The organism is Shewanella sp. MF05913, assembly GCF_059758095.1.
The window spans coordinates 288484-315424 of the sequence record NZ_JCAYNT010000002.1 but is presented as its reverse complement, the minus strand read 5'-3'; the positions used below and the strand labels follow the sequence as shown (position 1 = coordinate 315424).

The window sequence follows — 26941 nt, the reverse complement described above, 5'->3', positions numbered from 1 at the left end:
TTGTCCTATCGATATAGATGTAAGGAATGCAACTATTATACTCACGAGTAACTGAGACCAAAAATCACCTGTAAAAAAAGGGAGTATGTAGCATAATGCCGGTCCTAAGATGTATGCTACCTCATTATCTTTAGATGAAGAAAAGGCAATACTTAGAAAAAAATTAATATATAACTTCCTATGATTTCTGTTAATTCCATTTATCTATGATCCTATTTAGTCTGGTCTTGTATTAAAATTGATACTACATCGGAATTCAGAAGTATTAGGTAGTTCAAATTCAACTATTTATGTTAATTCATGTGCTTAAGTGAGCGCATATTATTAGTCCAAATCTGGTATGAGTTTACTTGCATTGCCATGTATTAAGTTTATTGAGTACGAATTCATCAATTTTTTGATGTAAAAGTATATTTTCATCTTTAATAGCATAAGTTCCAACTGTGTCTCCGATGTTGAATTGATGTGTACATCGATAACTCGGATCTGTTTCGCCGTGACCATCTAACATACAATCGCCCCAATATAAGTAATCGCTTCCAGCCTTATCATATGCCACCCAATGATATGGGCTTTGATCTTCAAATTTGATGTTTTCCATATCAGAATGTCTTAAATCTTCAATATTCAATACATGTTTAATAATTTTATTGTTAGAAAGATTAACTTGAATATGGTGATAGATATTACCTATTGAATGGCTAGGTGATGTTACTTTAAAAGCAGAAATATGTTTGTGTAGCTCTTTACCTTCAAAAAAAATTGAAGGGCCATAACCTGTATTTTTATCAAAGTTTGAATCGTTACTTGATGCGGTAGATAGTGACGCTGGCGTTAAATACTCCTTCGGTAAACAGTATTTATCCCATTTTATTGTACTGGTACTAGGGCTGCATGCCGCGATTAATAATAGTGGCGTTAATATGATTAATTGATTCATTAGTTAGCTCCTTTATATCCAACAGCAGAATCACAGTCATGGCAGTAAAGTTCACCATACAATGTAAATTCCGCTTCATCAGGAACATTATTAAGCCAAGTACCACCATAAAAATGGTTAGGGATATTGAACAATTTAAATGCGATGTGATGGTAGTCAGCCATTTGCTTAAGGCTGAGCAAACCTTTTACTTCGCCAATATTGCCATTGTCATAGTCATGTGTAACGAAGGATATATGTTGATTTGCCACTTCAATACCGACGTCTTTAATTTTCGCTCTCATTTGTGAAAATGTACCCGAAAGCCGCCACTTTCAAGTCCGGTTGCCAAATTAACTACAGTCGAACGAGCCATAAACTCCCAGTAAGCAAGCCCTTTGTTATTCCAAAAATTAGTATCGCCGCTTTGAATAACATGTTTTAATTTTGTGGCATCGGTTACCCATAAAGCATATCTAATCCGAGCGACAGGTTCTTTTTTGCTTAGTCTACTTCTCCAGAAAGCTTCTAAGTTGCCATTAAGCACATTTGTTCGTTCTTGAGCGGTAATCGCCAAATCACTAGATGCCATATTTAATTCCTTTTAAATTATTCTATTTGAACCATTCTCATACTATAACTGATATTGACTTAACTGAATAATTATTAGCCATATCTATATGAAATATATTGTTTTATTTTTTATCCTATTATAAATGATTAGTCTGTAGTAATCAGAATAGCTAGTTTGAGGGTAAAATTTGTCTACTTCTTGTTTCATCATCTCATCTGTAAACAAACTCTGCCAAGCGTCACTCTGTTTAAACACAACATGACTTTCATTCATGTTCAATCACTGTAGAATCCGCGCCGTGTTTTACCATTCTTATAATTTGTGTATTTATGATGATTGATCTGGCGTTACTTCCTGTTTACCTGACCACTGTGGTGGCATTACTGTTAATTCCTGGCCCTGATATGTTGTTGATTGCCAGTTCGAGTTTGAGCTATGGCCGCAAAGTGGGCGTGTATGCCAGTTTTGGCAATGCGACTTCGGGGCTTATTTTAACCTTACTTGCTGCCATGGGTGTGTCGGCGCTGGTGGCGATGAATCCAATGGCATTAGAGTTATTACGGATTTTAGGCGGCGCATATTTGCTAAAAATGGGCTGGGATTGCATGCGTAGCAGTGCCAGTGAGGCGCCCGAGATTGCTCAGCAGAATAACTTAGCCAAATTACTTTATCGCCGTGCAGTAATGAGCAATTTATTAAATCCTAAAGCATTACTGTTTTTTGTGTTGTTTTTGCCCCAGTTTGTGTCGACTCAACTCAGTGCTAGTTCTGGTGAGCAAATGTTGGCGTTAGGGCTATTACTGAATGTGATGGGACTGGTGTTTAATTTATTGCTGGTGGTTTTAGTCGGGAGTTTGGGTAAGTCATTACTCAATAATGCTAAGTTTCGTACTTATCAAAACAAGTTTATGGGCGTGATATTTTTTGCGCTAGCACTTTGGCTACTGGCATCCCAAGTACAAAGTGTAAGTTAACACGATTGAGTGTTACATATATAAAAACCACGGTTAATACCGTGGTTTTTTGTTATGCGCTGTTTAACTCATTTTAGCTGTGATGAGTGCGATTAATGTTTTGACTGTTTGATCGCTGCGATCTCTTGCTCTACCGCAGCAACCACCTCTTGTGGGTTTTTGAGGTATTTAGAGTGGTCGATGAAGATGGCATTATCATTAACGGTCATAATTAATGCCGGAAAGCTCGTGGTGCCGATGGATTGCTGTATCTCTTCAATGGCTTCTAAAATGTATTCAGCATCGGTACTCAGCTCGTCTTTAAACACTTTATTGGTCGGCGATAACTTAAACTTTTCGACGATGTCGTTAAAGTCGTGTTTATTGTTAAATGGATTGCCTTCAATAAAATGCGCAGCTTGAATGGCATTAAGCACTGGTAATTGTTTACTGGCTTGCTTGTCTTGCATCCAGGCCATAAAATTTGCTGTTTTTATTGAGTTTTTTGGGCTGTTTACATAACGAATATGCTCACGTCCAAATTTAAGGCCACTGGCTTTGGCTGCCGCTTGCATTTGCTCTTCGCCGGCACTGTCTTTACCAATGTAATGCGCACTGTGCAGTAAATGTACTGTCATGTCTGGATAGGCTTGTTGCAGTGCATTCACCAACGGAGTCGTGGCGTAGCTCCAGGGGCAGTGTGAGTCGAAGATAAAATAAAGCTCAGTGGTCATGATATTGATTCATATTGGCGATCAGATGAGCCGATCCTAAATAGTTTATCGCCAATATACAATCATTGTCGTCGTGCTGTTTTAATGGTCTGTTCTGTATCGCTTAGTTGAATGCTAGACCATTATTGCTCAGTCACAATCAAAGATACAATTTTAGGCTGCTGTAAACGGTCGCCTAAATTAAGGCGTAATCAATGCACAGCAGGTCCTAATGATTATTTTTGAGTGGGCTCTTGTATTTGGTATAGGGGTTTGTGTTCTTCGCAGGTGACTTCACAATCACAGCTCTTTTCTATTCCTACATTCGCAAGCCCTGCACAGCTGCCTTGAATGGGTTTTCGTCCTAAAAAAACACCTAATGCCATCACTGCAAAAAACACTAAAAACACCGTAAAAGTTATTATAAATTGCATGCCGATTTCCTTTGTTGTTGCAATGATTGGCTTAAACATCACGTTTTAGCACGCATCAAGTTACTCAAATTGATATTGATGTGGTATTCTAAAATAATTAATAGCATATGCCAATAATGGTTTTGTGTTTTTCTTTTTTTGAGGTTTTATGAGTCAGCAGCATCAATCTGAAAAAGCGTTATTAATTAAAAGCTTAAGCCTGGTTTATCCTGAAGCATCAGCAGATGATTTATGCGCAGTCGTTAAGCCATCGAGTCATCAACATTGTATGTTGTGCGGTACGCAGAATTTATTAGGGCTTCATTTGCATTTTTTTAGTACGGCAGACCAACAAGTATGGGCGCGCGCTAAAGGGTCGATTCATCAACAGGGTTATCAGGGGATTTTACATGGCGGTTTTTTATCGGCGTTACTCGATAGCGGTATGTGTCAGGCGTTGTTTCAGCAAAACATAGAAGCGGTAACTGCCGATATGAGTATCCGCTACTTACATGAAGTGCCGGTAAATAGTGATATTTTAATTAAAGGTAAGATTATCTCTTCTCGTTACCCACTTTATAAAGTGGAGGGTGAGTTATATGTTGCTGGCCAATTGGTGGTTAAAAGCAGTGCACGTTTTATGGCGAAGGGGTTTGGTAAAAAATAAAGTAACAGTTAGCACTGCATATTTTGTCAATGTGCTTGATGCTGGCATTGCTTGAGGATTTGTAGAGCAATGCCAGACTGAAGTTATTGTGGATAAGCGATTTAAGTTATTTGTTCTGTGAGAGCTTCTGGATCGGGTGCGCGCATTCTGTCCCACCATTCTTTGTTAGCAACAATTTGGCCTTGATCATCAATGGCTGGATAGGGAATTTGTTTGCGCCGACAGGCTTTGGCGTAAATGGGATGACCTTGTTCAAATAACATGGTTTGGCAATAAGCTGCATCAAGTTTACGGGTGCCGTACATATTGGCGACTTCACGTTGACGCTGAGCTTCATACATCACTAATGCCGATGCGACAGAGACGTTGAGAGACTGCACCATGCCGCGCATTGGAATAATAATATGCTGATCTGCTGCTGCAATAGCTTCGTCGCTCACACCATCACGTTCATTGCCCATGACAATCACTGTGGGCTGCGTGTAATCAATCTCGCGAAAATCAACGGCAGAGTCAGAAAACGTAGTGGTTAATACCTGCATGTTTTGCTTTTTAAACGCTTGGAGAGCTTCATCAAAGGTGTAATGTTTAACCGTATTAACCCATTGCTGGCTACCAGAGGCTGTGTTCCCTGACACCCGCATATCAATATCGGGCCACACAGCATGAATTTGGTGAATACCCACACAGTCGGCTGAGCGAATAACCGCGGCAATATTATTGGTCATATGCACTTTATCAAGGCAGATGGTGAGGTCTACCTGGCGGTTATCTAGCATTTGATTTATTCGGGCAAAACGTTCTGGGCTCATGAGGTAACTCTATTGATTCATCTATTTATTCAACGATTAATTTCACTGATGCATATCATGCCGATCATGTGTTTGATGTTGAAGAGGTTCTATAAGGTCGAGATTATTTGAGCAGCATTATAACGCATAAATAATCTTAAATCGGTAATGATATGTTTTATGTGAAGTACTGCTTGTGGCAAGCTTGCCTATTATACCAATTCTATTAATTATGTGACCAATCAGAGTCACTCAGATTGTTCAGTTTGAGGCGCATTGTTGAAATAATGGTTATTCCCTTCTAAGACAATGCAACAAAGAAATGAACGGTCTGAGTGTCTCCTGCAAGGCGGGTTTCTGTGCCTTCTATACTGCTTAATAGCATTTTGACGTACGACTGCATGGATGCAGGAGGTAGAGCAACGCAGGAGCAGTTGCCGAGAACAACTATGCCTACAATTCTATTACTTGCCTAGAAGACACAGAACTCCCGCTGAATGACCAGATAATTAATGGAATTGGTATTAATGTTTTTTGTTAAATACATTATGATTTTTACTGATTTTAGATTATTTCGACATTAGAGGCGGATGTATTGGCGGGCATAAATGATGACATCACGATTCGATTACCTTCGTTAATTCATCGTATTGGTAGTGAAAAAACCAAGCAAGCGAAACCGATAGCATTACAATATAAATGTGAGCTTAAACGTGTCCGTCGCTCTCGCAATTGGGCATTGATTGGTGAGGCGCTCAACATTCAAGCTTTTACCATCGATTTACGTGCTCTAGATGATGATGGTTGGCGTTATCTTATTCAAAAAATTACCACGGCGCTTCTTGAACATGCTGACAAATTAGAACCGCTTGACACTAAATTAACGCGATTAATCACTGAAACCCCTGGCATTACATTAGGGGAGTTAATGCAACTGACTCAATGCAGTATTGCTGAAGCTCGCATAGCCCGTTTTAATGCTGAAGTGTAGAGCTTGTCGTCAAGACTTTCGTAGAACCGCTGCTGGAACATATGGTTAGATTGTAGTGGAATATATGGTTAGATTTCAGTGAAATAGTTGTGTAGATTGCTTTGTCGATTATCGTGTTGGGTATTGTTTAAATCGCTGGGTAGGGTGTTGACCGTTTCAGCGCGATTCTAAGACCTACAGAATTGTGTGAGATATATTATTATCATGGAAGTTAAAAGAAATGCTTTACAATATTTAAAACTCATGTAGTATCTACCTCGCTCTGACATTCAGAGTTATTAATGAACACCAAGTAAAAAGAAAGCCTTAGAATCTCTTCGTTATCGTTGTTATCCTCTGTGTTTCCCTTAGCTTCATAGTGCCATTCAATAATTCAAGCTTGAGCGCATCGCATTTTCGCGACAGATTGATTAATTTAAATATATAAGGGACATAACATGTCTAAAACTACTGGTTTAGTAAAATGGTTCAACGAAGATAAAGGTTTTGGTTTTATCACTCCTGATAACGGCGGCGCTGACGTGTTCGTTCACTTCCGTTCAATCACTTCAGAAGGTTTCAAAACTTTAGCTGAAGGCCAAAAAGTATCTTTCGAAGTTGAGCAAGGCCAGAAAGGCCCTCAAGCTGCTAACGTAGTAGCTGAGTAACTCTTACTTTGTAAGATAGCGCAAATAGTCTAGCGACTGTTTGCGCTTTTTTTTGCCTGTTTTTTGTCTGCGTTTAACATAATCAAAAACCTTATGAGTTTACTCCTTGTCGAGTTGGCTCACCCCGTGACTATTCCGTTTTCTTTTCCTCGCACTTCTATATTGATCTACATCAACGCCAATTTGTCTAAAACACGCCATTATATTAGTCGTACTTAATGCTAATTTTATAGGGGCCAGCAATGACGGATGAAAAGTTAATGGCATGCCTAAAAGTCTGCATTTTTACTGGTATTAGTCTAATTTCATTAGGCATATATCTGCATAATTTTAGTGATGCGATTGAAGCGATGGCTGTTAACGGCATTATCATCAGTGCAATGTGTGTCGCTTTTGGCATGATGTTGTCTCTACCGACCAAAATGTATCTGACATTTTTGTTAGTAATGCGTGAAGCTGAAATCTGCCATAAATAGCAAACGTGCGGCCTTTAATACTTCAAAAATGGTGTTGTACACCTTATTCAATTAACGATTCTGCTTTTACGCACATCCTCATTTTCTATTGTCTTTTTTGTTATTAATGATTGTGCATTAATTTGTGCTATTTGCTGTGCTACATGTATTTCTTATGCCAATTTTGAATGAATTGTATTGCTAATCCTTCATTTTTTTTCATTAGCTGCTTTTAGGTTCGCTAATCTATTTTTAGATAAATAGCAGTAATAAAGTGATAATACAGCACTGATTATTACTTAATCGATACAACAGGTTTTTAATGCAAAATTGGTGATTAATATATTGATTTAAATAGCTTTTAAAAAAATATCACTTGCAGTCATTATGTAGTTTTAATCACTTTTTGTAACATTATTGTGTGATTTATACAGCCTTTTCATATTGAATCGGGTGACATTCAGTATGGGATCCGTTATTACTGTTAATGACACGATAAATAAATGACATTTAAGGGAAAAAAATGAGTCCATGGTTTACTAATGTTCAGCTTGGTTTTGACATGGCGACCAGCCTGACGATTGTTGGCGCTGCGATTACTTGGGTTATACGAGAAAAGAAGCAAGCGGAAGCTGAAAAAGCCCGTGGTATTAATCAACAAGTGAGATCGACCAGTCTTAAAAAAGTCCAAGATGTACTGTTTGAGATGGAAGATAAGTTTTCCGTGTTGATTAATGAAACGCAATCCTTTGAAAATATGATTGATAACCGGGTGCGTAAAGTTAATGACCAGTTGGACTTTACTCGCTTAAATGCTGCGATTAAAAAAGACGGTAACTTTTTAGTTAAATCGATGGACCGCCTTCAGGCTATTCGTGAAGAATTAGGCCAGTTTTATGAGCTAATCCAGGTTAGACGATATAGTTTAATCCCTTTGCTTGATGCTATTGAAGAGGGTGATAAATACATTGGTGTGTTCCAACGTAACATTGATGAAGTAGGCGAAGCATACAATCAAATGACGTCTGGTAATGTGTCGCTGTTAAAAGAGTTACAAGCAGTGATTCTGTTACTCAATAATGAATACGGTGACGAGCTGGTTGACGTGACTGATGAGCTTAAAAAAGAACTGTTTCAGAAAATTTCAGCAGATGAAAAATTCATGAAACCGATTCAGTCTATTATTTATGATGAAGACTATTTTTACTGGGTTCAGCGATTTGTTCCTGCTGGCAAAGAAGAAGATTATTTAGAAAAAGTCGTTAGACCGAGTAAAATTGAAGACAAAGATTTGTGTTCTGAAGTGATGGTTCACTTTATCTTAGCCTTGATAGGCAAGAACCATGAATTGATTTCTCAAGTGCTCAGAACCGCTTCTGGCTCGGTGATGAAAGCGCGGATTGAATGTAAGGATATCTTGATTTCACTGAGTGCGATTTCACATAAGTTGGTGATGGATAATAACAGTGAATCACTCGAAAAAGTGATTGAGAAGTATGAAGCTGAAGAATATTTTGGCAGAAATGTCACGATTCGCTAACTGTGTTGATTCTTAAACCATAACTGCAAATATTGTCATACTCATAAATCGTCTAGAGAGAGCTATCTTTCTAGACTTTTTTGCATTTAGGCTGCTCAGTTAATATAGCTGGTTGTTCATCTTACGTTTCTGAAACCGTTTAATATATGCCGTTTAACATCGATATCTGATCAATTTTGATTTGTCTCATTCGACACTTTTTGGGGCTTAATAAGTTAAATTGTATTCTTTTAGGCAATTAACCCAAGACTAATGAGGCAAAAACACCGATAATTCACGGTAATTAGACAAGCTGGCCGTTTGGCTGCGCACGACTGTGGAAATATTCAATGGAAATCAAAGTAAACTTTCTCGATAACTTGAGACTCGAAGCCAAATTTGACGACTTTACCGTTACGGCAGACCAACCGATCCGCTACAAAGGTGATGGCTCAGCCCCTAGTCCTTTTGATTATTTCTTAGCATCGTCAGCGCTTTGTGCTGCTTACTTTATCAAGGTGTACTGTAAGGCTCGTGATATTTCAACTGAGCACATCAGACTGTCGCAAAACAACATTGTTGACCCTGAAGATCGCTATAACCAAATATTTCAAATTCAGGTTGAATTACCTGATGATATTTCGGCTAAAGATCGTGAAGGTATTTTACGTTCTATTGATCGTTGTACCGTTAAAAAAGTGGTACAAACTGGCCCTGAGTTTAAAATCGAAACCGTTGAAAACCTCGCTTCAGACGCCAATGCGATGTTAATGGGCCAACCCGATGGTGATAGCAATACCTTTATTTTAGGTAAAGACTTACCGCTTGAACAAACCATTCAAAACATGACGGGCTTATTAGCTGACCTTGGGATGAAGATTGAAATCTCATCATGGCGCAATATTGTACCTAACGTGTGGTCTTTACACATTCGTGATGCCGCATCGCCTATGTGTTTTACTAACGGTAAAGGTGCGACCAAAGAGAGCGCATTATGTTCTGCTTTAGGCGAGTTTATTGAGCGTTTAAATAATAACTTTTTCTATAATGATCAATTCTTTGGTGACGAGATCGCCAATAGCGAATTTGTCCATTATCCAAATGAAAAATGGTTTGCGCTTGAAGATGATGATGCGCTGCCTACGGGATTATTAGATGAATATTGCCTGGATATTTATAACCCTGATGAAGAACTATGCGGCTCGCACTTAATTGATACTAACTCGGGCAATATAGCTCGCGGTATTTGTGCTATTCCATACACGCGTCAGTCTGACGGTGAAACGGTGTACTTCCCGTCTAACTTGATTGAAAACTTGTTCTTAAGCAATGGTATGAGTGCGGGTAATAATCTGCAAGAAGCCCATGTTCAGTGTTTGTCTGAAATTTTTGAACGTGCAGTAAAACGTCAAATTATTGAGCAAGAAATTGTACTGCCAGACGTGCCAATGGCGGTATTAGAGAAGTACCCAAGTATTTTAGCGGGTATCAAAGGCCTAGAAGAGCAGGGCTTCCCTGTTGTGGTGAAAGACGCGTCATTAGGCGGTCAATTCCCGGTGATGTGCGTCACCTTAATGAACCCACGTACTGGCGGTGTATTTGCTTCGTTTGGCGCACACCCAAGTTTTGAAGTGGCATTAGAGCGTAGCTTAACTGAGTTATTACAGGGCCGTAGCTTTGAAGGCTTAAATGATGTGCCAAAGCCTACATTTAATAGCATGGCTGTGACCGAACCAGAAAACTTTGTTGAGCACTTTATTGATTCTACTGGAGTTATTTCCTGGCGTTTCTTTAGTAGCAAATTTGATTATGAATTTTGCGAATGGGACTTTAGCGGCACTAACGAGCAAGAAGCTAAGGCGCTGTTTGGCATTTTAGAAGACATGGGCCGAGAAGTGTACATTGCTGAGTTTACTGATTTAGGTGCATCAGCATGTCGTATTTTAGTGCCTGATTACTCTGAAGTGTATCCGGTTGATGATTTGATTTGGGATAACACCAACAAATCACTTAACTATCGCGAAGACATTTTAAATCTGCACTCATTAAGCACTAAAGCCTTGTCTAAGCTTGTTAATCGTTTAGAAGAAAGCCAATTAGATAATCAAACCGATATCCCGACATTGATTGGCATCGTGTTTGATGAAAACACCGTTTGGGGCCAGTTAACCATTATCGAATTAAAGATTTTGATTTACCTTGCACTTGGTGAGCATGAAGATGCGTTAGAGCTTGTTGAAGAGTTTTTGCAGTTTAACGACAATACAGTGCAGCGCCGTTTGTTTTATCAAGCAGTTAATGCCGTGCTTGAAGTGACTTTAGATGAAGACTTAGCACTTGAGCACTTTATTGGTAACTTTACCCGTATGTTTGGTCAGGAAGTAATAGACAACGTGGTGGGCTCGGTTAATGGTACTGTGCGTTTTTATGGCCTAACGAAAACCAGCATTAAGCTTGAAGGTATTGAGCCACATTTACGTTTAATTGAAAGTTATAAAAAGCTGCATCAAGCGCGTAAAATCAAAGCGGGTTTGTAACGTTTAGACAGATAAACGATTAACAAAACAAAAAGCGAACCTAACTGGGTTCGCTTTTTGTTTTTGTCAGCGGTTCTGCTGTCAGCTTGCTTACCGTAATTATTGCTTATTTAAATAAGTATCAACAGCAGTTGCTCTATCTTCAGCGTGCTGTAACAACGCATCAACAGCGCGATAAAAATCACTGCTGCTTTCTAGAAAGCTATAGCCCGATACTTCAGTAGTCGCATAGGGTTCAATAAGTGCTGAGTAAGCATTGTAGCTTGCTTGCATCTTATTGGTTTCAAATGCATCGCTAATCACCTCAAGTAGATACTCGTTATAACGGTCACGATATACATCATCTGCGTATAGCTTAGAGATGAGTGGCCAGCTGCTTGAGTTGAGGTCAGAGAAGTCTAATGCTAATGCACCACCTTGCTTACCGTCTTGCAATGCTTCGTTATTATCCCAAGGGATCCAGGTGAGCTTTGATGTGTCAGGATCGTTATATAAATAATAGTTGTGTGGCATTAAGCCGTAAGTGTCCCAGTTTTGAATGATGCCATTAACGGCTAAGTATTTTAAAAATACATCAACATCAAATACCGCTTCTAGATTCGCTCGCCATGTTTCTGGATCTGTGGTGCGAGTATCGTCATGCAAGGTGGCAAATAGAGCTTCAATGTCTGACCAATCTTCGTCGTCTTCATTGGTTTTTTTCTCAAAGTCTGTTTGGTTAAACGAACCCTCAACAAACATTGCACCATCATCTTCGGGTTTGTATAAGTTACCTTTGTCGCTAGAAAATTGTGTGTCGATTACCGTGTCATCAATTTCTTCTACAAGCGTATATAAACCAAAATATTCAGGGCCGTCTCCATGGTCAACGTATAAAGTATAAAATCCGGTGTGTGATACCGCCAATCCGGCGTCTTTAAACACATCAGCAGCGACTTTTTCACGTAATAAGGATTCGTCGTCATAGTTGTTTTTTAGACTAAATTTTTTGAAGCCATAAAATCGTTGGTTTTTAATTTGCGGGTAATCGTCTTCATACTCATCAAAATCGAGTTTGAAGGCTAACTTTAAAATGCCTTGTTGCCAGCTAGTTTGTAGTGATGAGTTGCCTTTAAAGCGGATGCCAACGCGATACCATTCAATCCCATTATAAAAGACCTCGGCAGGGACAAATATTGCGTCTTCTTCAGTATCGGTTAATCCATTTGAAGTGGTTCTTCCAAACTCACCATAGAGTGCCGTCATATCATCTAACATGCTCTGCCAACGCTCTTCGGTGACAACGATATCGAGTCGTTTGACTTCAGTATCATTAAATACTTCATCAAAGTTAGGGTCGACATTTTTACTGTGAGTTTCGTCAGTCCAATCGGTCGCTTCAAAATCAGCGTCGATGACTTCAGTTGTCGTGGTATCGGTTTCGGTGGTGTCGGTACTTGTTACTGTTTCTACGGCATCAGTTGTACTGTCGCTTTCACCACAACCTGTCAGTAATAATAAGCTACTGAGTGTGAGTGCAAATAACAACGTAATCGGCCGGTTAAACAACCTATTGAATGGGTATAAATGATTACTGGTCACCATCAGATTCTCCTAACATTTACTTATGCTGAGTGATACGATTAATTGAAATAATCTCGTTAACAGTATGTTAGAGAACAAAAGTGTAAAAATTGTGCAGATAGCGTGGATATCTACAGCAAGTCAATAAAAGTGAGGTGTGGGTCATCGCCAATACCCAGTAGAATCAACTTCATTCGCAATGATACAATCCGATTAAAAGGAAATCATAACGATATAACAGTGTAAAAGTTAGGAAGTGAAATGAATATTGAAAATGCTGTGATTGATAATTTGGCTGATTTAGAGCGCTTTTTAGTGTTAGTTGAAAAGGGTGGTTTAGGTTTAGAGGGCGTTGCTGGTGTAGGTATGGCAACCAGTAAAGCTGATGGTCGTCATTTTGTTGCGGTATTTGGTGATAACCATAAGCTTTTACTTGGCCGTTGGGTGACCCCTGAAATTTTTGAAACGGGTCAAGATTTGGTTAAGAATGGGGTTAAGTCTAAGCACTGATCACCCTTGGTCAAATCAAGATGAATACCGTTTAAACAAAAAGGCAGAATATCTATTCTGCCTTTTTAATGGTTATGATGCAGTTATTTCATCATTTAGCGTACGGTAAGTGTATTACTTGTCTGAGTTGGTTGAGCCAATTTTATGGATGGCTAAGTCGGCGCCAATAAACTCATCTTCCTGGCTTAAGCGTAAGCTGGATACTTTATTGACGATACCGTAAACAATGAAACCGCCAATTAAGGCAACAATCACACCGACCACACTGCCAATAAGCTGCGACATAATGCTCACCCCACCAAGGCCGCCCAATGCTTGCTGGCCAAAAATACCGGCTGCAATACCACCCCACGCACCACATAAACCGTGCAATGGCCATACACCCAGTACATCGTCTATCTTGCTGCTGCGCTGTAATTTAGTGTACACCCAAACAAATAAACCGCCAGCCACACCACCGACGACAAATGCGCCTACAGGATGCATTAAATCAGAACCCGCACATACGGCAACTAAGCCTGCTAAGGGGCCGTTATGAATAAATCCTGGGTCATTTTTACCCACAATCAACGCGATAACCGTGCCGCCGACCATGGCCATTAAACTATTCACCGCTACTAAACCGCTAATGCCATCGAGTGTTTGTGCTGACATCACGTTAAAGCCAAACCAACCGACAATGAGTATCCATGAGCCAAGTGCTAAAAAGGGAATGTTAGACGGGGCGAATGCAATACCGGGTTTACGGCCACGGCGAGCGCCAAGTAAATAAATCGCCACTAATGCAAGCCAACCGCCCATAGCGTGTACCACCACTGAGCCGGCAAAATCATGAAATTGCGCGCCAAATTGACTTTCTAACCAGGCTTGAAAGCCGTAGTTACCATTCCAAATAATGCCTTCAAATAGCGGGTATACAAAGGCCACTATCATGGCCGAGGCAAATAAGAACGGCCTAAAGCTACCGCGCTCGGCAATACCGCCAGAAACAATGGCTGGGATCGCAGCAGCAAAAGTGAGTAAGAAGAAGAATTTGACTAACTGATAGCCGTTATCAGCTCCAAGTGTTTCAGCACTGACAAAAAAGTGGCTGCCGTATGCGATTTGATAACCAATGACAAAGTAAGCAATGGCAGAAAAAGCAAAGTCCGTTAGAATTTTAACTAGGGCATTAACCTGGTTTTTGTGCCTGACGGTACCGACTTCTAAAAATGCAAAGCCAGCGTGCATGGCTAATACCATGATTGCACCAAGTAAGATAAACACTGTGTCTGCACTTTGTGCAATAACCCCAATAGCATCACTAATATTGTTCATTTCAATTGCCATATACCGATTCTCTTTGGAAATTCATGCATTTATAAAGCAAAAGCCATTCCGTTTTTATAGTTCAATTACAATATAGCGGTCTCTTATGGTGCAAATTGCTGAAAATGTTGCTGAAATGTTTTAGGTTATGCTCAGTGTTTGTGCAATCAATAAACTTGATTATGCTAAAAAAGCGCCTTGAAACAGTGAAAAGTATTGGTGATGTATCATGCTGGTGCGCTCCCGCTTTATTTTGGTGCGTCGCAGTGTCGATTTAATTAACCTTACATTAACCGCTATTATTGGGATAACCTTGTGTATATCTAAGCGATATTTAAATCGTTGGCCGATGCAATTAAACGGTGTAATAGGAACTTTATGACAACAGTAAGAGTGGCTGGGGCAGGAATGATCCCATTCTGTAAGCCGGGACAGCAGCAACCCTATCGTGTGATGGCTGCTGAAGCCATTAAGTTGGCATTAGCCGATGCGGGTTTACATGCTAAGTCAATTGGTCAGGCGTATGGCGCTTACCTATATGGTGACAGTACCTGCGCGCAACATGCCTTTTACGATGTGATACAAAGCGGTATTCCAATTATTAATGTGAATAACAATTGTTCGAGTGGTTCTACTGCACTGTTTTTGGCTCGTCAGGCGGTGCTATCGGGTCAGGTAGAGTGTGCATTAGCATTTGGTTTTGAAGAAATGCAGCCCGGCGCATTAGGCTCACACTGGCAAGACAGAGAAAGTCCATTCGAACGACTCGATCCCGTATTGCAACAGTTCAATGCACCACAAGGTCCTATTGCGTTACGTGCTTTTGGTGCGGCAGGGCGTCATTACATGGATAAATACCATGTAGGCGCAGATATCTTTGCTAAGGTGGCCGAGAAGTCACGCAGGCATGCCATTAATAATCCGTACTCGATGTTTTCTTCGCCATTAACTTATCAGCAAGTGCTTGACGATAAAGTCATATACGACAAGTACCTCACACGTTTAATGGCGTGTCCGCCGACTTGTGGTGCCGCGGCGACGATTGTGTGCAGTGAAAAATTTGCCCGCCAACATGGCATCGTATCTAAAGTAAAAATTATTGCGCAAGCGATGGCCACTGACACCGAACTCTCGTGGCAAGACCCTATTAACGCTGTAGGTAAAGCCATGAGCCAACAAGCGGCAGAACAAGTGTATTGCGATGCCGGAATTGGCCCAAGAGATATCGATGTGATTGAACTGCATGATTGCTTTACCCCAAATGAAGTGATCACTTATGAGGCTTTAGGGCTGTGCCCTGAAGGTGGTGCAGCGCAATTTATTGCCGATGGAGACAATACTTATGGCGGCCGATATGTGATTGGGCCATCGGGTGGTTTGATGTCAAAAGGGCATCCCATCGGGGCAACGGGGCTTGCGCAATGTACTGAACTAACCTGGCATTTGCGCGGGCAAGCAGGTAAACGACAAGTTGAGAACGCTAGACTGGCACTGCAACATAATGTTGGTTTAGGCGGTGCAGTCGTGGTGACCTTATACGGGGTCTAGCTATGTTCATGCGCCGTAAAACCGCCAATACAGTGCGAAATATTTCACACTGTATTGGTTGTTAACGTTATATCTAATATTCAGCTAAGTGGCTTTTTTCGTTTTGCGACCAAATGTGCGGCGACAGAATGTGACGAGACTGAACGATAATATGCCCGTGCCAATCAATGACACCAATGTAATCAATGCTACATAACTGGCTGGCATATTCAATCCATCGTGGAGTGGGCGAACAAAGCTGGCTATTCTGCCCGATATCGGTCTGTCGCTGTGGGTTAATGCCGACTCGATAACGCCTGTAGTATGGTTAATGCTGATCCGATCGGCTTCTCGTAACCATACGCCAGGATGCTCATCGAATTGAATCGAAAATATCTGTGCTACTGGTTTATGGCTATCAGACTGCGGTTTCTTACCCGGTTTTGAGCGCGGTTTGCTTACCGAAACTAACTCCGCATTTGGCCACACTTGTTGAGCACTGGTGAGTTGACTTAACCAATTATTACCCTGGCTTATCGGAAACGACTGAGCAACAGGTTTTTGATTTAGCGCCCCAGTCCATAAGCTATTGTAGGTGATTAAAAAACCACTCACACACAATATAAATAACGGTATTGAGATAAACAGCCCTAACTGAATATGGCTTTTAAGCAAACTGCTTGAACGGGTGTTTTTAGGTAACGTTTGTTTTAAACGAAAACCATTACGTACTCGCCACCATAAATATATTCCGATTAAAGTCACAATACCGCCAGCCAAAGAAGCCCAGGCATTGATGTACTTGCCGCCATTGTCGATTAAAAAATTACGATGTAACCAGAAGGCGGTTTCATAAAAAGGTAAATCGAATGAAGAGCGACTTGCCAGTTCGTTTAGTTCATTATCTAAGGCAATGGCCTTACCGCGTGCACTTGCTTGAACATAAGGCGTGTGTTCAGTGGGGAAGCGCACCGAACTCATTTCTGGATAGCGTTCAAAAACGGCAGTGACCGTATCGGCTTTTTGCTCCAGTGTCATTGGTGCAAATGTTTGGCCTAAATTATCTGTGCGTTTTAATAAATCAACGCTGCCTAAATAAACCCCTGTCGTGAGTACAATTAGCATCGTAATACTAACCGTAAAACCTACCCAGTTATGAAACCATTTTAATGCTGAAACTATGTTCATATTATGTGCTCAAATTACATTACAAAAAGCTGATTTTATTGTGCTTTTAGATTGTGATAATGATGAAGAGAAATTGATGGTAATGATAATTAATCTCAATAAATTGTTCAATTAAAGAAGTGTAAAGATCGCTGGCTAAATAGCCGTAAAAAAATTTTTTTAACAGAAATTTTGAACTGAAACTGAGTATCAATGACAGCATGGCAGTTGACGTTTTTTATGGGTAGGCTGCTTGTTGAGGCATACGGACAATAAGCAAAACTAAAAAACACATCGATTAAATTTTTAATCTATTGATTATTAGGGGTAAAAAACTCCTAGTGGGCATGCTGATTAAATTATTTGAGTAATCGTTCAAAATAAACTTGAGCGATCGTTCAGTATGGTCTATAGTTATCTCAATTCGAAAAACTTAATTCGAAAAACTTAGTTTGAAAAAGAATGCCCAAATTTATTAATCTATCCGAGGTAATATTATGACTTCATTTACTATCCATACCGTTGAAAGCGCACCACAAGAAAGTAAAGCCATTTTAGAGGGTGCTAAAAAGCAAATGGGTATGATTGCCAATTTATATGGTGTGTTAGCCGAGTCGCCAAGCACACTCAAAGCATACCAACAGTTACATCAATTATTTTCAGACACATCATTTGATGCTGAAGAGTTAACCGTAGTATGGCAAACCATTAATGTTGAAAACGAATGTACTTATTGTGTGCCAGCGCATACTGCAATTGCCCATTCAATGAAAGTTGATCCAGCCATTACTGAAGCACTTCGTAATAAAACCGCTATGCCAACGGCTAAATTACAAGCTTTACACGATGCAACATTAAGCATTGTTCGTAACCGCGGTAATATTTCGACAGCTGAACTTGAAGCTTTTTATGCAGCAGGTTACGGCCAGCAGCAAGTGCTAGAAATTATTTTAGGCTTGTCACAAAAAGTGATCAGTAACTACACCAACCATGTTGCAAAAACGCCGGTTGATGACGTATTCAAAAAGTTTGCTTGGTAATATCTGTTATCGACAATCTGTTACCGACAAATCAGCCTTGATTGCTAATAGATTAACGTATGACTCTTTAGTACCAATTTAGTACCAATGCCAGCGATATCGCAAATGGCATTGGTATTTTTTTGTGTGAATTAATTGAAAAAGCCCAGCGCTAACTGCGCTGGGCTTTATCATTGGTGTTGTGAAGCCAAAATATGCGGCTTAGGTAATACATTGATAATGCGATAGTCAGCAGTGGTATTGCAAAATCGGCTCAGCAGTTATTCAATCTGCATTACCGACCACTGCAAGGTATTGAGTCGGGTAATACCGTGTTTATTACCGGTAAATACAGTGTCTCACCAGCGATGCGCGAATTTGTAAGCCTGATTGAAATAGGATGATTTTTGCGTGTTAAACGTCATGCTAGCAAACTCCAATAAGGGTGGATGTTGTTAACATCGCATGATTCAACTTGGCGAGTGGCATCTTAACGGCAGCAAAGATCACAGTGGTTAATGATAACGCAGCTTTTTTTGAGGGCTTGCTGTCCTAAAATTGGCGTCTTAAATGATTGCAACATAACTTGGGTTTATGTTTGCTGCATGCCTGTGAATGTTGATATAATAACGGGTTACAAAATTACCTATTTACAGACTTTTTTATCTCGCAATCAATGCCACATCGCCTGCAGGAATACCTATGATTAACCACTTTAGCGTACTGGGCGTCAGAGCCAATGCCAAAGAAGATGACATAAAAAAAGCCTATAAACGTTTATCGAACAAGTATCACCCAGACAAATTACTTGGGGCGTCTGACGATGAGAAACAACAAGCATCAGTTCAGCTCCAACGAGTCAAAAAAGCTTACGAAGTGTTGTCAGATAAAAAGCAGAGAAATGCTTTTATCAATGATTTTAACAACGTAATTGTTACCGATCCTACAGCCGCGATGCGCGGATTGTGGGACGAATATTATTCCTGAGTATCTCATGGCTAAACATCTTAATATCTCACGCATTAATGAGCTAAAAAATAATGCCAATGACAATATAGAATCTTACAACGACCCTGATACGCCCAATGCACTGGCAAAGTTTACTAGCCAAATCAGAGAGATATTGTTGGCCGATCCAGGGATGCTAGATTCAGTCCCTGAATATTTACCTGTCGCGCTGTATGAAAGAGTTAAGTTCTCTCCTGAGTCAAAGCGCCAATGGGCGCATTGGATTAGCTTGAATATTCACCCTGGCTGGGATGAATTTAAAACGACGATTGCGTTTAACAACGCCGATCTTCCTCTGGCGCTTGCGGTACGTAAATATAACGAAGATTTGCTTATCGAAAGTTGTGCCGTGGTGTATTTGTTAGAGACTCAGGGAGATACAGGGCCCAAGCCTGACGAAGATGATTCTTATGGTCTTCATGAACGTGATGAAAACGATGAAGATGACACGGACTATGATAGCGATGAAGAAGGTTATTATGACCAATATGATGAGGATATCGAATGAACAGTCTCATTGAAATAACAGCCGCTGAAATACAAGAGCTGGCTAATGTTGAGCCTAAACAGGCCAGCAAGCGATTTGAATTGATTGCATCGTCAATGTCAGATGATCAGTTGGTTGAAGTTATCGAGAAAATGGATATCGTTACGCTGACACAAATTAATAGCCAGCATGATATTTCGTGCCCATCGATTATGTCTGAGTTAATGACGCCAGAACAGATCCGCGACATTGTCTGCCAGCAGCCGCTTTATTGGGAAGAAAAAATCAAAAGTAATGCCGAAGAGTTAATGCAGCATACTTTTGATTTTATGACTTATCTTATTCGAATCCAAGACAGTGAAGAGAAACAAACCGCAATTTTAGAGTGTTTGGCTGAAGATCCTGCGGCGCTGTTTTATCTATCGATTCCGTTTATTGAGCTTATTTTAGGCGGTACCAGCGGTGATGACGATGAGATAAACGACACTTTTGATGATGAAGCGGATGAAGAAACCGTGGGTTACTCAGATTGGCAAGCCGATGAAGAGGCACACAGTCTTAGCATTGATGACCCTCGTAGTTTATTAGCATTGATCCGCGATCGAGCGCCTAATGTAGAAAAGGCGATTAAGAACATGCTGCGTAACACCGGCTCTGACTGGCAGTTAATTATCAGCCAGTTTGCCAGTGAGTTAGTGATACAGGCGAAAGAAAAGAACCAAGTCACCGACGAGTATGCTGAAGTTGATGACATGTTTAGCTTTCTTGATTAAGGGTTCTGCAAATGCAATTGGTATTACGTGACGAAAATCAGGGTCCCTATCTGAGTCGGGTGTTGGCTTATGGCCGAACCGAAGAATTGCTCAGTAATGAGCAATTGGGACAGATCAAAGCGAAAGCCATTTTGATGAGCCTTAAGTTCGCTGATAAGTTTTATAACAAGTATAAAATGCATTTGCTTGAAGAAGCCGCGCAAGATGTTATCGGCATTGTGAGCATTGGCTTAATGGCATTATCGGACCAAAGTCAGGCTAATGCTATACGGTTGCTATTGACTGATGACGGCGTAGTTAAGTCGTTCCAGAAGGGCTGGGGGATGCTAACTCAAGTGAGTCAACACAGGCTTCATGGTAAATCGGTTTACGGTGATGTGGATAAAGTGTTGCTTGATCAAGTATCGAGTCCACCAGATTGTGACGAATGGCAAGGCTGGGCGTACTACCAAGAAGCATTAGCTGAGCATAATCGCCAGCAATCTATTAATGCCTTATTGGCTCAGTTCTACATTACCGGCACTTTTGATCCAATGGATTATATTAATCTAGAAAGTACTCTGGCAGAAGCTGTGTTGTATCGGATATTTTTTGACGGTAAAAAAGTCCGTCAAGATCTTAAGCGACGTATGGTTAGCGTAGAACTTAAAGATGAATGGTTTGATCTCGAATTTATCGAGCAACAAACTAAGGCTGCCTTAGCTGAATTACCTAACGAGCTTGCTGATGCTATTCGTTTAGATTTAGGTAAGCATTTTAATGCTGCATTGTTACGCACGCTGCATTTCTCTCGTAGTTATCAAGAGTTGGCCATTCAAAATGCCTCTCCTGAACGATTGGAACGCCTGGAATACAAAGAAGGCTTAATTGGTCTACTTGGTTGGCCAATTTATATCGACTTATAGTGGGTTTTAGGAAGCTTGTGAGTGAGCAAGCTTCCTACATCCACTGGTTATTCCTGCGATTATTCACTTCCAAATTACCCATCACGATAAAATCTCTCATTACCGTTATGTTGTACATCATTTACCGCCACTGTGTTAAATAGCTTACTTCGAGGTTTTTGTTGCAACTCTTTTCTTTCAAATTACACTCGTTGTAAACACGCCAGTTTCCCTATTCAACACTGACTTAATGGTTAACTTATTCATATAGCACAATATATGTGGGTTGTATCTTCTGCTATCAGGTCGATACAGAAGTGTGGAAAGTGTGGTGTAAATGGTTTTAATGTTTACTGAAGCAGTGCCTCGCTGATTGATTACCAACTCATTTTTGATAATGTTTAGCTTTTGTGGTGGTTCATTGGCAGTCATAATCCCTGTAATATAAGGAATTGCTGATAAAGGTAGTTAAAATCGGCTATATTCTAAAAAAGTGTTGTATGAGAATTCGCTTTGATCATGTGTACAAGGAAGATACTTTTGGGTGTAGATATACTGCATAAAAAGTCGATAACGCAGCCGAAGGGTTCGGCTAAAAAACGTTTTATTCTTTGTTGAGCTATTACTTTGTTAAGCAACTAGTGCTTAGATTGCTTGGCTGTAATGCACTCACCGCCATGAATACGTTTTTATTGAGAACGAATTTTAACCAATAAAAAACTATATTGAGGTCCAAGCGTTGCAAAATAACTAATTTGGTTTGTAGTTGTGTATGGTATTGGTTTTGTGTCATATTTTACCATTAAGTTAAGTCGTTTTTACGTCATTGAAAGAGTGATGGTCGACAGCAATTGTTGGTAATGATATTGGCTAGCTAATTGATGGGGTTCAATTTACATCTGTTTTCCGTTAGTTGTTAACACGTTAATCGTTCTTTGGGCCGAGTCTGCTGCCTATTCCACCCTTTTTATTTTATTGCTCCTAGGATCCAATATGCTGAGTAGCTTACGTGCTTATCGTTCGTCCATTATTTTACTGAGTGCCTTACTGCTGGGCGGATTGTTTGGCGGATTATTTCCTGAGTGGGCTATTAAGCTTAAACCTATTGGGCAAATTTTCCTCAATCTATTATTTATGATCATAGTGCCATTGGTCGCGGTGAGCGTGATGTCATCTATTGCTCACATGACCGATTTAAAGAAATTAGGCGCGATATTAGTGTCTATTATGGCGGTGTCGATTGTCATGGCGATTATTCCGTCTGTGGGCGTGGTGTTGTTGGCGTTAGCATATGATCCCGCGCAAGGGGTGACATTAGACTTAGCCAATACCGTAGATGCAGCCTCTGGCAGTATGGATTTTGTCAGCTTATTAACCACCAATGATTTTGTTGGGTTGCTGTCTAAGTCGAATATTTTAGCCTTGATTATTATGTCGGTGATTGCTGGAGTTGCCATTGGCCAGTCTGGTGAAGACGGCCAAAAAGTCAGCCGCATGTTAGACAGTTTAAATACCGTTATTATGAAAGTGATTTCAATATTAATGTATGTTGCACCTATTGGTTTAGGGGCTTATTTTGCCGCAACCATGGCCAGCCAAGATACTGAGTTAATGGGCACCTTTGCCCGTGCGGTTGGATTGTTTTTTGTTGCTATGGCGCTGTATTTAACCGTGGGTTCAACCATCTATGCCTGGATTGGTGGTGGGGTAAAAGGGGTTAAGCAATTTTGGCAACACATGCTTGAGCCAGCCGTCACCGCTTTGGGCACCAGTTCATCTTTAGCCACATTACCGGTGACCATTCGCAGCGCCGCTAAAATGGGTCTAAATGAGCAAATTGCAGAGATTAGCTTGCCGTTGTTGGTTAATTTAAACAAAGGCGGTGCAGCTGCCATTACCGCGTTAAAGATTGTGTTTATTTATTCGTTATTAGGACTCGATTTCACCACCGACGTATTTATGCTGACCATTTTGATTTCGGTGTTGTCTGCATTTGTTATTGGTGGCGTACCGGGTGGTGCGTTTTTAGGTGAGATTTTTATTGTCACCACCTTAGGCTTACCAATGGAGGTTATCCCGATTTTAGTGGTGATAGGAGCCATTACCGATGCGGCATCAACAGTGATAAATGTGGTGCATGACTTAACCGCAACACAGATTATTGAGCGGATTAACGGCAAGCATTATCAAACAAATACCACTGAATAATTGATAACATATCTTGGAATACTCATCATTCCTCATGCTTGCAATGGAGCATCCAATAGCGCTTGAGCAACAATCCATTTTTTGGGTGCTTGGCTAAAAATATCAATAGCCTGGTCCATTGGGTTCAATGGACCAGGCTATTATTCTCAAAAAGCGGAATAAGTGTTTAAGATTGTGTTTTTTCACCATGATTAGGTTGCCAGTGCAGACCACAATGATCCAATGTTGTCATTCAGTCAGCTGATTGAAAGCCCCTGATTATTGAATCGCAGTGCCTAGCAACGTATGATGCGTTTTTTGATTTAACCCCCAAGTCCTAATCCAAATATTATGCGTCATTTAACCACTAGCTATCATCCTGAAACGCCTGTCGATTTCATCAATAATAACCCATCGACCATGCTAACGCGTTTAGCTGCGCGAGCGATTGTGTTGCGTGATAAAGATATTTTGATGCTGTATACCCAGCGCTATCACGACTACTCATTACCCGGTGGTGGTGTTGATGACGGTGAGCATATTAAGCAGGGTTTAATTCGCGAGTTACTTGAAGAAACCGGCGCTCAGGTGATTGGTGATGTTATTCCGTTTGGCTTGTATCAAGAATATCGTCCGTGGCGCAGAGATGGCTTTGAGTCAGTGAACATGCTGTCTTACTGTTACGTGTGCAATATTGCTGACGAGCTGGGAGAAACCCAGTTTGAGGCTCATGAAATCAATAATGGCATGGTGCCCGTGTGGATGGATATTGATGTTGCGATTCAACATAACCTCGACACCATGGCAAACAGCAACAAAAAAGGCCTCTCGATAGAACGAGAGACCTTTTTATTAAAACTGATTAAACAAGAACTGTTATAACGTTAAGAATCTTGCATCAGTTTTTGTTAATCAACTTGTATTAATCAGCTTAAACAATCAGCTCGTGTTAACTCACTGACGTTAAATAAGATTACGCGCGCACTTGGCCAACACCACTCACTAGATACTTTTCTGTCGTGAGTGACTCAAGCCCCATAGGACCGTATGCATGTAGTTTGCTGGTGGCAATACCAATTTCGGCGCCAAGTCCCAGCTCACTGCCATCAGAGAAGCGCGATGATGCATTCACCATTACCACTGAGGCATCAACGGTGCGTTGGAACCGCGCTGCAGTAACGTCATTTTGAGTACAAATCACTTCAGTATGGTGGCTACCAAAACGACGGATATGGTTAATGGCGCCGTCAAAATCATCCACTTGCTTAATGGCAATTTCGAGGTCTAAATATTCCTGACCGAAATCGTCATCACCCATCACATTGCAAGCCGTAAAGTATGATTTTGCTTGCTGACATGCATTAATCGTTACTTTATGTTCAGCCAGTGCGATGGCGACTTTTGGTAAAAATTCGGCTGCAATATCTTTATGGACAATCAGTCCCTCTAGGGCATTACACACACCGGTACGTTGGGTTTTACCGTTAAGTAGTAATGATAATGCGATATCAAGATCAGCTTCTTTATCAATGTACAGATGACATACGCCTTTAAAGTGCTGAATAACTGGCACTTTACTGTTGTCGGTGACAAAGTTAATAAGGCCTTCACCACCACGTGGAATAATGACGTCGATATATTCACGTTGCTGCATTAGTTCGAGCATCAGTGCACGATCAGGATCTGGGATCACTGTGATTAACGCTGGCGGTAGCTGATACACTTCGAGTACTTTTTGTAAAATAGAGGCTATCATTTTGCTCGAATGTAACGCTTCTTTGCCGCCACGCAGGATGACGGCATTGCCTGACTTGAAGCACAGTGCGCCTGCATCGGCGGTCACATTTGGGCGAGCTTCATAAATCATGCATACCACACCTAAAGGAACACGCATTTTACGAATGCTTAAGCCATTAGGTCTGTCGCCTAAGTCACGTTGAATACCCACAGGATCAGGTAGTGATGCCACAGTTTCAATGCCAGCGGCCATAGACTCAATGCGTTCATTATTTAATGTTAAACGATCTAACATTGCCGCGCCCATATCGGCACTTTCAGCGTTGGCTAAATCTAATAGATTAGCTTTAATGATTTCATCACTGTGTGCACGAAGCGCACGTGCCATGTCTAATAAAATAGTATTTTTAACTTGCTCATCTAATACCGCAAGAGTTTGTGCTGCAATAGCGGCATTTTGAGATAAAGTCTTAATCAAGCTCATATTTGCTCCAAAATGGCGATGTTTTTATCTGAAATCAATGGTCCGGTTTTCTGTTGCGCATTATTGGCAAACTCGCGGTCATCTTTATCAGAAATAAAGTGAAGTAAGCAACTACTGTAATTTGATTTGGCTTTTGCCAATTTAGTGCCATCGCCTTTGCGCACTAGTACAGTATCACCGACGGAAAAGTTGCCTCTAACGGCGACTACATCGTCACTGGTGAGTTGCGTATCATGTTCTTCAAGGTTGGCGCTAAAGTCATTTTCGACAATGAGCTCACCTTGTACTTGAGAGGTATGTGTCATCCAATGTAGATGCTCTTGCATTGGTACATCATACGGGGTGAATAACGTACCCGGGTTTTGACCTTTTAAAAGCTGATTGAAAGTGTCCGCGTCAAAACCATCCACAATCATGGTTTCAATTCCGTGTGAAATCGCTTTCTCAGCGGCTTCAATCTTGGTTAACATGCCACCAGTACCTACGCTGCTCGTAGCACCGCCAGCCATAGCATAAATCTCAGCATTAATTTCACTGACTTGCTTAATTAGCGTGGCATCTTCATGCAAATTAGGGTTTTTAGTATAAAGCCCTTTCACGTCAGAGCAGATAATTAACGCGTCTGCATCCGCTGCTGCGGCAACCATAGCTGATAAATTGTCATTATCACCCACACGCAACTTGGCTGCGGTAACAGCATCGTTTTCGTTGATAATGGGAAGTAAGCCATTGTCTAACAGGGTAAAAATAGTATTTTTAATGCTGATATAACGGTCGCGATCACGTAAATCACCATGGGTAAGCAATAACTGCGCCGAAGGGAAATCAAATAACTTATCCCAAGTGGCCATCATATCGGCCTGACCTGCTGCAGCCATGGCTTTTTTAAGCGAAATACTTGGTTCTGCCGTCTCAGGGAATCGATGTCTACCAGCAGCAACTGAACCTGAAGATACCAATACAACTTGGCATCCTTGAGCGCGACATGTAGCTATAAATTGTGCAATACCCAATAGATAATGACTGCTACAACCTTGTTGATGAGGCGCAATAAGTGCACTGCCGACTTTAACGACAATGCGTTTCCAATGTGAAGTTGACATTATAT

27 protein-coding genes are annotated in these 26941 nt (G+C 40.7%); 16 read left to right on the top strand and 11 right to left on the bottom strand.

From position 1 onward, the window contains the following. Positions 1-346: 346 nt before the first annotated feature. From AC19MV_RS04785 to AC19MV_RS04775, 3 genes are read right to left on the bottom strand one after another with little or no spacing between them, the layout of a single operon-like run. Entirely contained in the window at positions 347-940 is a 594-nt protein-coding gene (locus tag AC19MV_RS04785) for a hypothetical protein (protein ID WP_432404312.1), read from the bottom strand. Next, a complete protein-coding gene (locus AC19MV_RS04780; RefSeq protein WP_498306033.1) occupies positions 940-1224 on the bottom strand; it encodes a hypothetical protein in 285 nt (94 codons plus the stop codon). The genes AC19MV_RS04785 and AC19MV_RS04780 overlap by 1 nt, the downstream gene beginning before the upstream one ends. Further along, positions 1221-1511 (bottom strand): hypothetical protein, encoded by a 291-nt coding sequence (locus AC19MV_RS04775; protein ID WP_498306031.1) that lies wholly within the window; start codon positions 1509-1511, stop codon positions 1221-1223. The genes AC19MV_RS04780 and AC19MV_RS04775 overlap by 4 nt, the downstream gene beginning before the upstream one ends. A gap of 314 nt (positions 1512-1825) precedes the next feature. On the opposite strand from AC19MV_RS04775, the gene AC19MV_RS04770 reads away from it, so the two are divergent. Next, complete coding sequence (locus tag AC19MV_RS04770) at positions 1826-2467, top strand: LysE family translocator (protein ID WP_432404462.1); 642 nt, start codon at positions 1826-1828, stop codon at positions 2465-2467. Positions 2468-2559: 92 nt separating this feature from the next. Here the strand turns inward: AC19MV_RS04770 and AC19MV_RS04765 are convergent, their stop codons facing one another. Beyond that, on the bottom strand, positions 2560-3180 hold the full coding sequence (locus AC19MV_RS04765) for a protein-disulfide isomerase (protein ID WP_498296541.1): 621 nt from the start codon (positions 3178-3180) through the stop codon (positions 2560-2562). Between the two features lie 215 nt (positions 3181-3395). Next, complete coding sequence (gene nqrM / locus AC19MV_RS04760; RefSeq protein ID WP_188923367.1) at positions 3396-3593, bottom strand: (Na+)-NQR maturation NqrM; 198 nt, start codon at positions 3591-3593, stop codon at positions 3396-3398. Between the two features lie 148 nt (positions 3594-3741). Between nqrM and AC19MV_RS04755 the strand changes: the two genes are divergently transcribed. Beyond that, positions 3742-4239: a PaaI family thioesterase gene (locus tag AC19MV_RS04755; RefSeq protein ID WP_498306029.1), complete on the top strand. Its 498-nt coding sequence runs from the start codon at positions 3742-3744 to the stop codon at positions 4237-4239. 101 nt (positions 4240-4340) lie between these two features. On the opposite strand, the gene trmH is transcribed toward AC19MV_RS04755, so the two are convergent. After that, positions 4341-5051 carry a tRNA (guanosine(18)-2'-O)-methyltransferase TrmH gene (gene trmH / locus AC19MV_RS04750; RefSeq protein ID WP_498306027.1) on the bottom strand — a complete coding sequence of 237 codons (711 nt, stop codon included), beginning with the start codon at positions 5049-5051 and terminating at the stop codon, positions 4341-4343. A 583-nt stretch (positions 5052-5634) separates the two neighbouring features. Here trmH and AC19MV_RS04745 point away from each other — a divergent pair. The 5 genes from AC19MV_RS04745 to AC19MV_RS04725 all read left to right on the top strand — a co-directional run bounded on the left by AC19MV_RS04745 (position 5635) and on the right by AC19MV_RS04725 (position 11179). Next, the gene (locus AC19MV_RS04745) at positions 5635-6021 is read left to right on the top strand and encodes a ribosome recycling factor family protein (RefSeq protein ID WP_498306267.1); all 387 of its coding nucleotides are present in this window, start codon (positions 5635-5637) and stop codon (positions 6019-6021) included. Between the two features lie 437 nt (positions 6022-6458). Further along, complete coding sequence (gene cspE, locus AC19MV_RS04740) at positions 6459-6668, top strand: transcription antiterminator/RNA stability regulator CspE (protein WP_160055822.1); 210 nt, start codon at positions 6459-6461, stop codon at positions 6666-6668. A gap of 242 nt (positions 6669-6910) precedes the next feature. Next, on the top strand, positions 6911-7144 hold the full coding sequence (locus tag AC19MV_RS04735; protein ID WP_498306025.1) for a hypothetical protein: 234 nt from the start codon (positions 6911-6913) through the stop codon (positions 7142-7144). Positions 7145-7646: 502 nt separating this feature from the next. Next, positions 7647-8663 (top strand): hypothetical protein, encoded by a 1017-nt coding sequence (locus tag AC19MV_RS04730; protein ID WP_498306023.1) that lies wholly within the window; start codon positions 7647-7649, stop codon positions 8661-8663. A gap of 329 nt (positions 8664-8992) precedes the next feature. Next, positions 8993-11179: an OsmC domain/YcaO domain-containing protein gene (locus AC19MV_RS04725; RefSeq protein ID WP_498306021.1), complete on the top strand. Its 2187-nt coding sequence runs from the start codon at positions 8993-8995 to the stop codon at positions 11177-11179. A 99-nt stretch (positions 11180-11278) separates the two neighbouring features. Here the strand turns inward: AC19MV_RS04725 and AC19MV_RS04720 are convergent, their stop codons facing one another. Continuing rightward, positions 11279-12763: a CotH kinase family protein gene (locus AC19MV_RS04720; protein WP_498306019.1), complete on the bottom strand. Its 1485-nt coding sequence runs from the start codon at positions 12761-12763 to the stop codon at positions 11279-11281. Between the two features lie 240 nt (positions 12764-13003). Between AC19MV_RS04720 and AC19MV_RS04715 the strand changes: the two genes are divergently transcribed. Further along, complete coding sequence (locus AC19MV_RS04715; protein WP_498306017.1) at positions 13004-13252, top strand: hypothetical protein; 249 nt, start codon at positions 13004-13006, stop codon at positions 13250-13252. Between the two features lie 114 nt (positions 13253-13366). On the opposite strand, the gene AC19MV_RS04710 is transcribed toward AC19MV_RS04715, so the two are convergent. Next, positions 13367-14569: an ammonium transporter gene (locus AC19MV_RS04710; protein ID WP_498306015.1), complete on the bottom strand. Its 1203-nt coding sequence runs from the start codon at positions 14567-14569 to the stop codon at positions 13367-13369. A gap of 369 nt (positions 14570-14938) precedes the next feature. On the opposite strand from AC19MV_RS04710, the gene AC19MV_RS04705 reads away from it, so the two are divergent. Continuing rightward, positions 14939-16108: a lipid-transfer protein gene (locus AC19MV_RS04705; protein ID WP_498306013.1), complete on the top strand. Its 1170-nt coding sequence runs from the start codon at positions 14939-14941 to the stop codon at positions 16106-16108. 84 nt (positions 16109-16192) lie between these two features. On the opposite strand, the gene AC19MV_RS04700 is transcribed toward AC19MV_RS04705, so the two are convergent. Further along, the gene (locus AC19MV_RS04700; RefSeq protein WP_498306011.1) at positions 16193-17275 is read right to left on the bottom strand and encodes a PepSY-associated TM helix domain-containing protein; all 1083 of its coding nucleotides are present in this window, start codon (positions 17273-17275) and stop codon (positions 16193-16195) included. Positions 17276-17751: 476 nt separating this feature from the next. On the opposite strand from AC19MV_RS04700, the gene AC19MV_RS04695 reads away from it, so the two are divergent. The 7 genes from AC19MV_RS04695 (at position 17752) to AC19MV_RS04665 (ending at position 24494) form a co-directional block, all read left to right on the top strand. Beyond that, positions 17752-18294 (top strand): carboxymuconolactone decarboxylase family protein, encoded by a 543-nt coding sequence (locus tag AC19MV_RS04695; RefSeq protein WP_432404359.1) that lies wholly within the window; start codon positions 17752-17754, stop codon positions 18292-18294. A 681-nt stretch (positions 18295-18975) separates the two neighbouring features. Next, positions 18976-19260: a cold adaptation protein ActJcold adaptation protein ActJ gene (gene atcJ / locus AC19MV_RS04690; protein ID WP_011636232.1), complete on the top strand. Its 285-nt coding sequence runs from the start codon at positions 18976-18978 to the stop codon at positions 19258-19260. 7 nt (positions 19261-19267) lie between these two features. Further along, a complete protein-coding gene (gene atcA, locus AC19MV_RS04685; protein WP_498306009.1) occupies positions 19268-19789 on the top strand; it encodes a cold adaptation protein AtcA in 522 nt (173 codons plus the stop codon). Continuing rightward, a complete protein-coding gene (gene atcB, locus AC19MV_RS04680; protein WP_498306007.1) occupies positions 19786-20541 on the top strand; it encodes a cold adaptation protein AtcB in 756 nt (251 codons plus the stop codon). Before atcA ends, atcB begins: the two co-directional genes overlap by 4 nt. Before the next feature lie 11 nt (positions 20542-20552). Then, complete coding sequence (gene atcC / locus AC19MV_RS04675) at positions 20553-21446, top strand: cold adaptation protein AtcC (RefSeq protein ID WP_498306005.1); 894 nt, start codon at positions 20553-20555, stop codon at positions 21444-21446. A 972-nt stretch (positions 21447-22418) separates the two neighbouring features. Then, positions 22419-23633 (top strand): dicarboxylate/amino acid:cation symporter, encoded by a 1215-nt coding sequence (locus AC19MV_RS04670; RefSeq protein WP_498296513.1) that lies wholly within the window; start codon positions 22419-22421, stop codon positions 23631-23633. Positions 23634-23963: 330 nt separating this feature from the next. Further along, complete coding sequence (locus AC19MV_RS04665) at positions 23964-24494, top strand: NUDIX domain-containing protein (RefSeq protein WP_498306003.1); 531 nt, start codon at positions 23964-23966, stop codon at positions 24492-24494. A 91-nt stretch (positions 24495-24585) separates the two neighbouring features. On the opposite strand, the gene AC19MV_RS04660 is transcribed toward AC19MV_RS04665, so the two are convergent. Together AC19MV_RS04660 and proB are read right to left on the bottom strand one after the other, a co-directional pair. Further along, complete coding sequence (locus AC19MV_RS04660) at positions 24586-25833, bottom strand: glutamate-5-semialdehyde dehydrogenase (protein WP_432404388.1); 1248 nt, start codon at positions 25831-25833, stop codon at positions 24586-24588. Then, complete coding sequence (gene proB / locus AC19MV_RS04655; RefSeq protein WP_498306001.1) at positions 25830-26936, bottom strand: glutamate 5-kinase; 1107 nt, start codon at positions 26934-26936, stop codon at positions 25830-25832. The genes AC19MV_RS04660 and proB overlap by 4 nt, the downstream gene beginning before the upstream one ends. Positions 26937-26941: the final 5 nt, after the last annotated feature.

Bases quoted from the DNA above. Each gene is read 5' to 3' on its own strand.
- AC19MV_RS04695 (WP_432404359.1), top strand. From the start codon at position 17,752: ATGACTTCATTTACTATCCATACCGTTGAAAGCGCACCACAAGAAAGT.
- AC19MV_RS04720 (WP_498306019.1), bottom strand. From the start codon at position 12,763: ATGGTGACCAGTAATCATTTATACCCATTCAATAGGTTGTTTAACCGG.
- atcJ (WP_011636232.1), top strand. From the start codon at position 18,976: ATGATTAACCACTTTAGCGTACTGGGCGTCAGAGCCAATGCCAAAGAA.
- AC19MV_RS04710 (WP_498306015.1), bottom strand. From the start codon at position 14,569: ATGAACAATATTAGTGATGCTATTGGGGTTATTGCACAAAGTGCAGAC.
- AC19MV_RS04660 (WP_432404388.1), bottom strand. From the start codon at position 25,833: ATGAGCTTGATTAAGACTTTATCTCAAAATGCCGCTATTGCAGCACAA.
- cspE (WP_160055822.1), top strand. From the start codon at position 6,459: ATGTCTAAAACTACTGGTTTAGTAAAATGGTTCAACGAAGATAAAGGT.
- AC19MV_RS04755 (WP_498306029.1), top strand. From the start codon at position 3,742: ATGAGTCAGCAGCATCAATCTGAAAAAGCGTTATTAATTAAAAGCTTA.
- AC19MV_RS04765 (WP_498296541.1), bottom strand. From the start codon at position 3,180: ATGACCACTGAGCTTTATTTTATCTTCGACTCACACTGCCCCTGGAGC.
- AC19MV_RS04735 (WP_498306025.1), top strand. From the start codon at position 6,911: ATGACGGATGAAAAGTTAATGGCATGCCTAAAAGTCTGCATTTTTACT.
- AC19MV_RS04715 (WP_498306017.1), top strand. From the start codon at position 13,004: ATGAATATTGAAAATGCTGTGATTGATAATTTGGCTGATTTAGAGCGC.
- AC19MV_RS04670 (WP_498296513.1), top strand. From the start codon at position 22,419: ATGCTGAGTAGCTTACGTGCTTATCGTTCGTCCATTATTTTACTGAGT.
- AC19MV_RS04725 (WP_498306021.1), top strand. From the start codon at position 8,993: ATGGAAATCAAAGTAAACTTTCTCGATAACTTGAGACTCGAAGCCAAA.
- AC19MV_RS04705 (WP_498306013.1), top strand. From the start codon at position 14,939: ATGACAACAGTAAGAGTGGCTGGGGCAGGAATGATCCCATTCTGTAAG.
- proB (WP_498306001.1), bottom strand. From the start codon at position 26,936: ATGTCAACTTCACATTGGAAACGCATTGTCGTTAAAGTCGGCAGTGCA.
- atcC (WP_498306005.1), top strand. From the start codon at position 20,553: ATGCAATTGGTATTACGTGACGAAAATCAGGGTCCCTATCTGAGTCGG.
- atcA (WP_498306009.1), top strand. From the start codon at position 19,268: ATGGCTAAACATCTTAATATCTCACGCATTAATGAGCTAAAAAATAAT.
- AC19MV_RS04775 (WP_498306031.1), bottom strand. From the start codon at position 1,511: ATGGCATCTAGTGATTTGGCGATTACCGCTCAAGAACGAACAAATGTG.
- trmH (WP_498306027.1), bottom strand. From the start codon at position 5,051: ATGAGCCCAGAACGTTTTGCCCGAATAAATCAAATGCTAGATAACCGC.
- AC19MV_RS04700 (WP_498306011.1), bottom strand. From the start codon at position 17,275: ATGAACATAGTTTCAGCATTAAAATGGTTTCATAACTGGGTAGGTTTT.
- AC19MV_RS04780 (WP_498306033.1), bottom strand. From the start codon at position 1,224: ATGAGAGCGAAAATTAAAGACGTCGGTATTGAAGTGGCAAATCAACAT.
- AC19MV_RS04785 (WP_432404312.1), bottom strand. From the start codon at position 940: ATGAATCAATTAATCATATTAACGCCACTATTATTAATCGCGGCATGC.
- AC19MV_RS04730 (WP_498306023.1), top strand. From the start codon at position 7,647: ATGAGTCCATGGTTTACTAATGTTCAGCTTGGTTTTGACATGGCGACC.
- atcB (WP_498306007.1), top strand. From the start codon at position 19,786: ATGAACAGTCTCATTGAAATAACAGCCGCTGAAATACAAGAGCTGGCT.
- nqrM (WP_188923367.1), bottom strand. From the start codon at position 3,593: ATGCAATTTATAATAACTTTTACGGTGTTTTTAGTGTTTTTTGCAGTG.
- AC19MV_RS04665 (WP_498306003.1), top strand. From the start codon at position 23,964: ATGCGTCATTTAACCACTAGCTATCATCCTGAAACGCCTGTCGATTTC.
- AC19MV_RS04770 (WP_432404462.1), top strand. From the start codon at position 1,826: ATGATTGATCTGGCGTTACTTCCTGTTTACCTGACCACTGTGGTGGCA.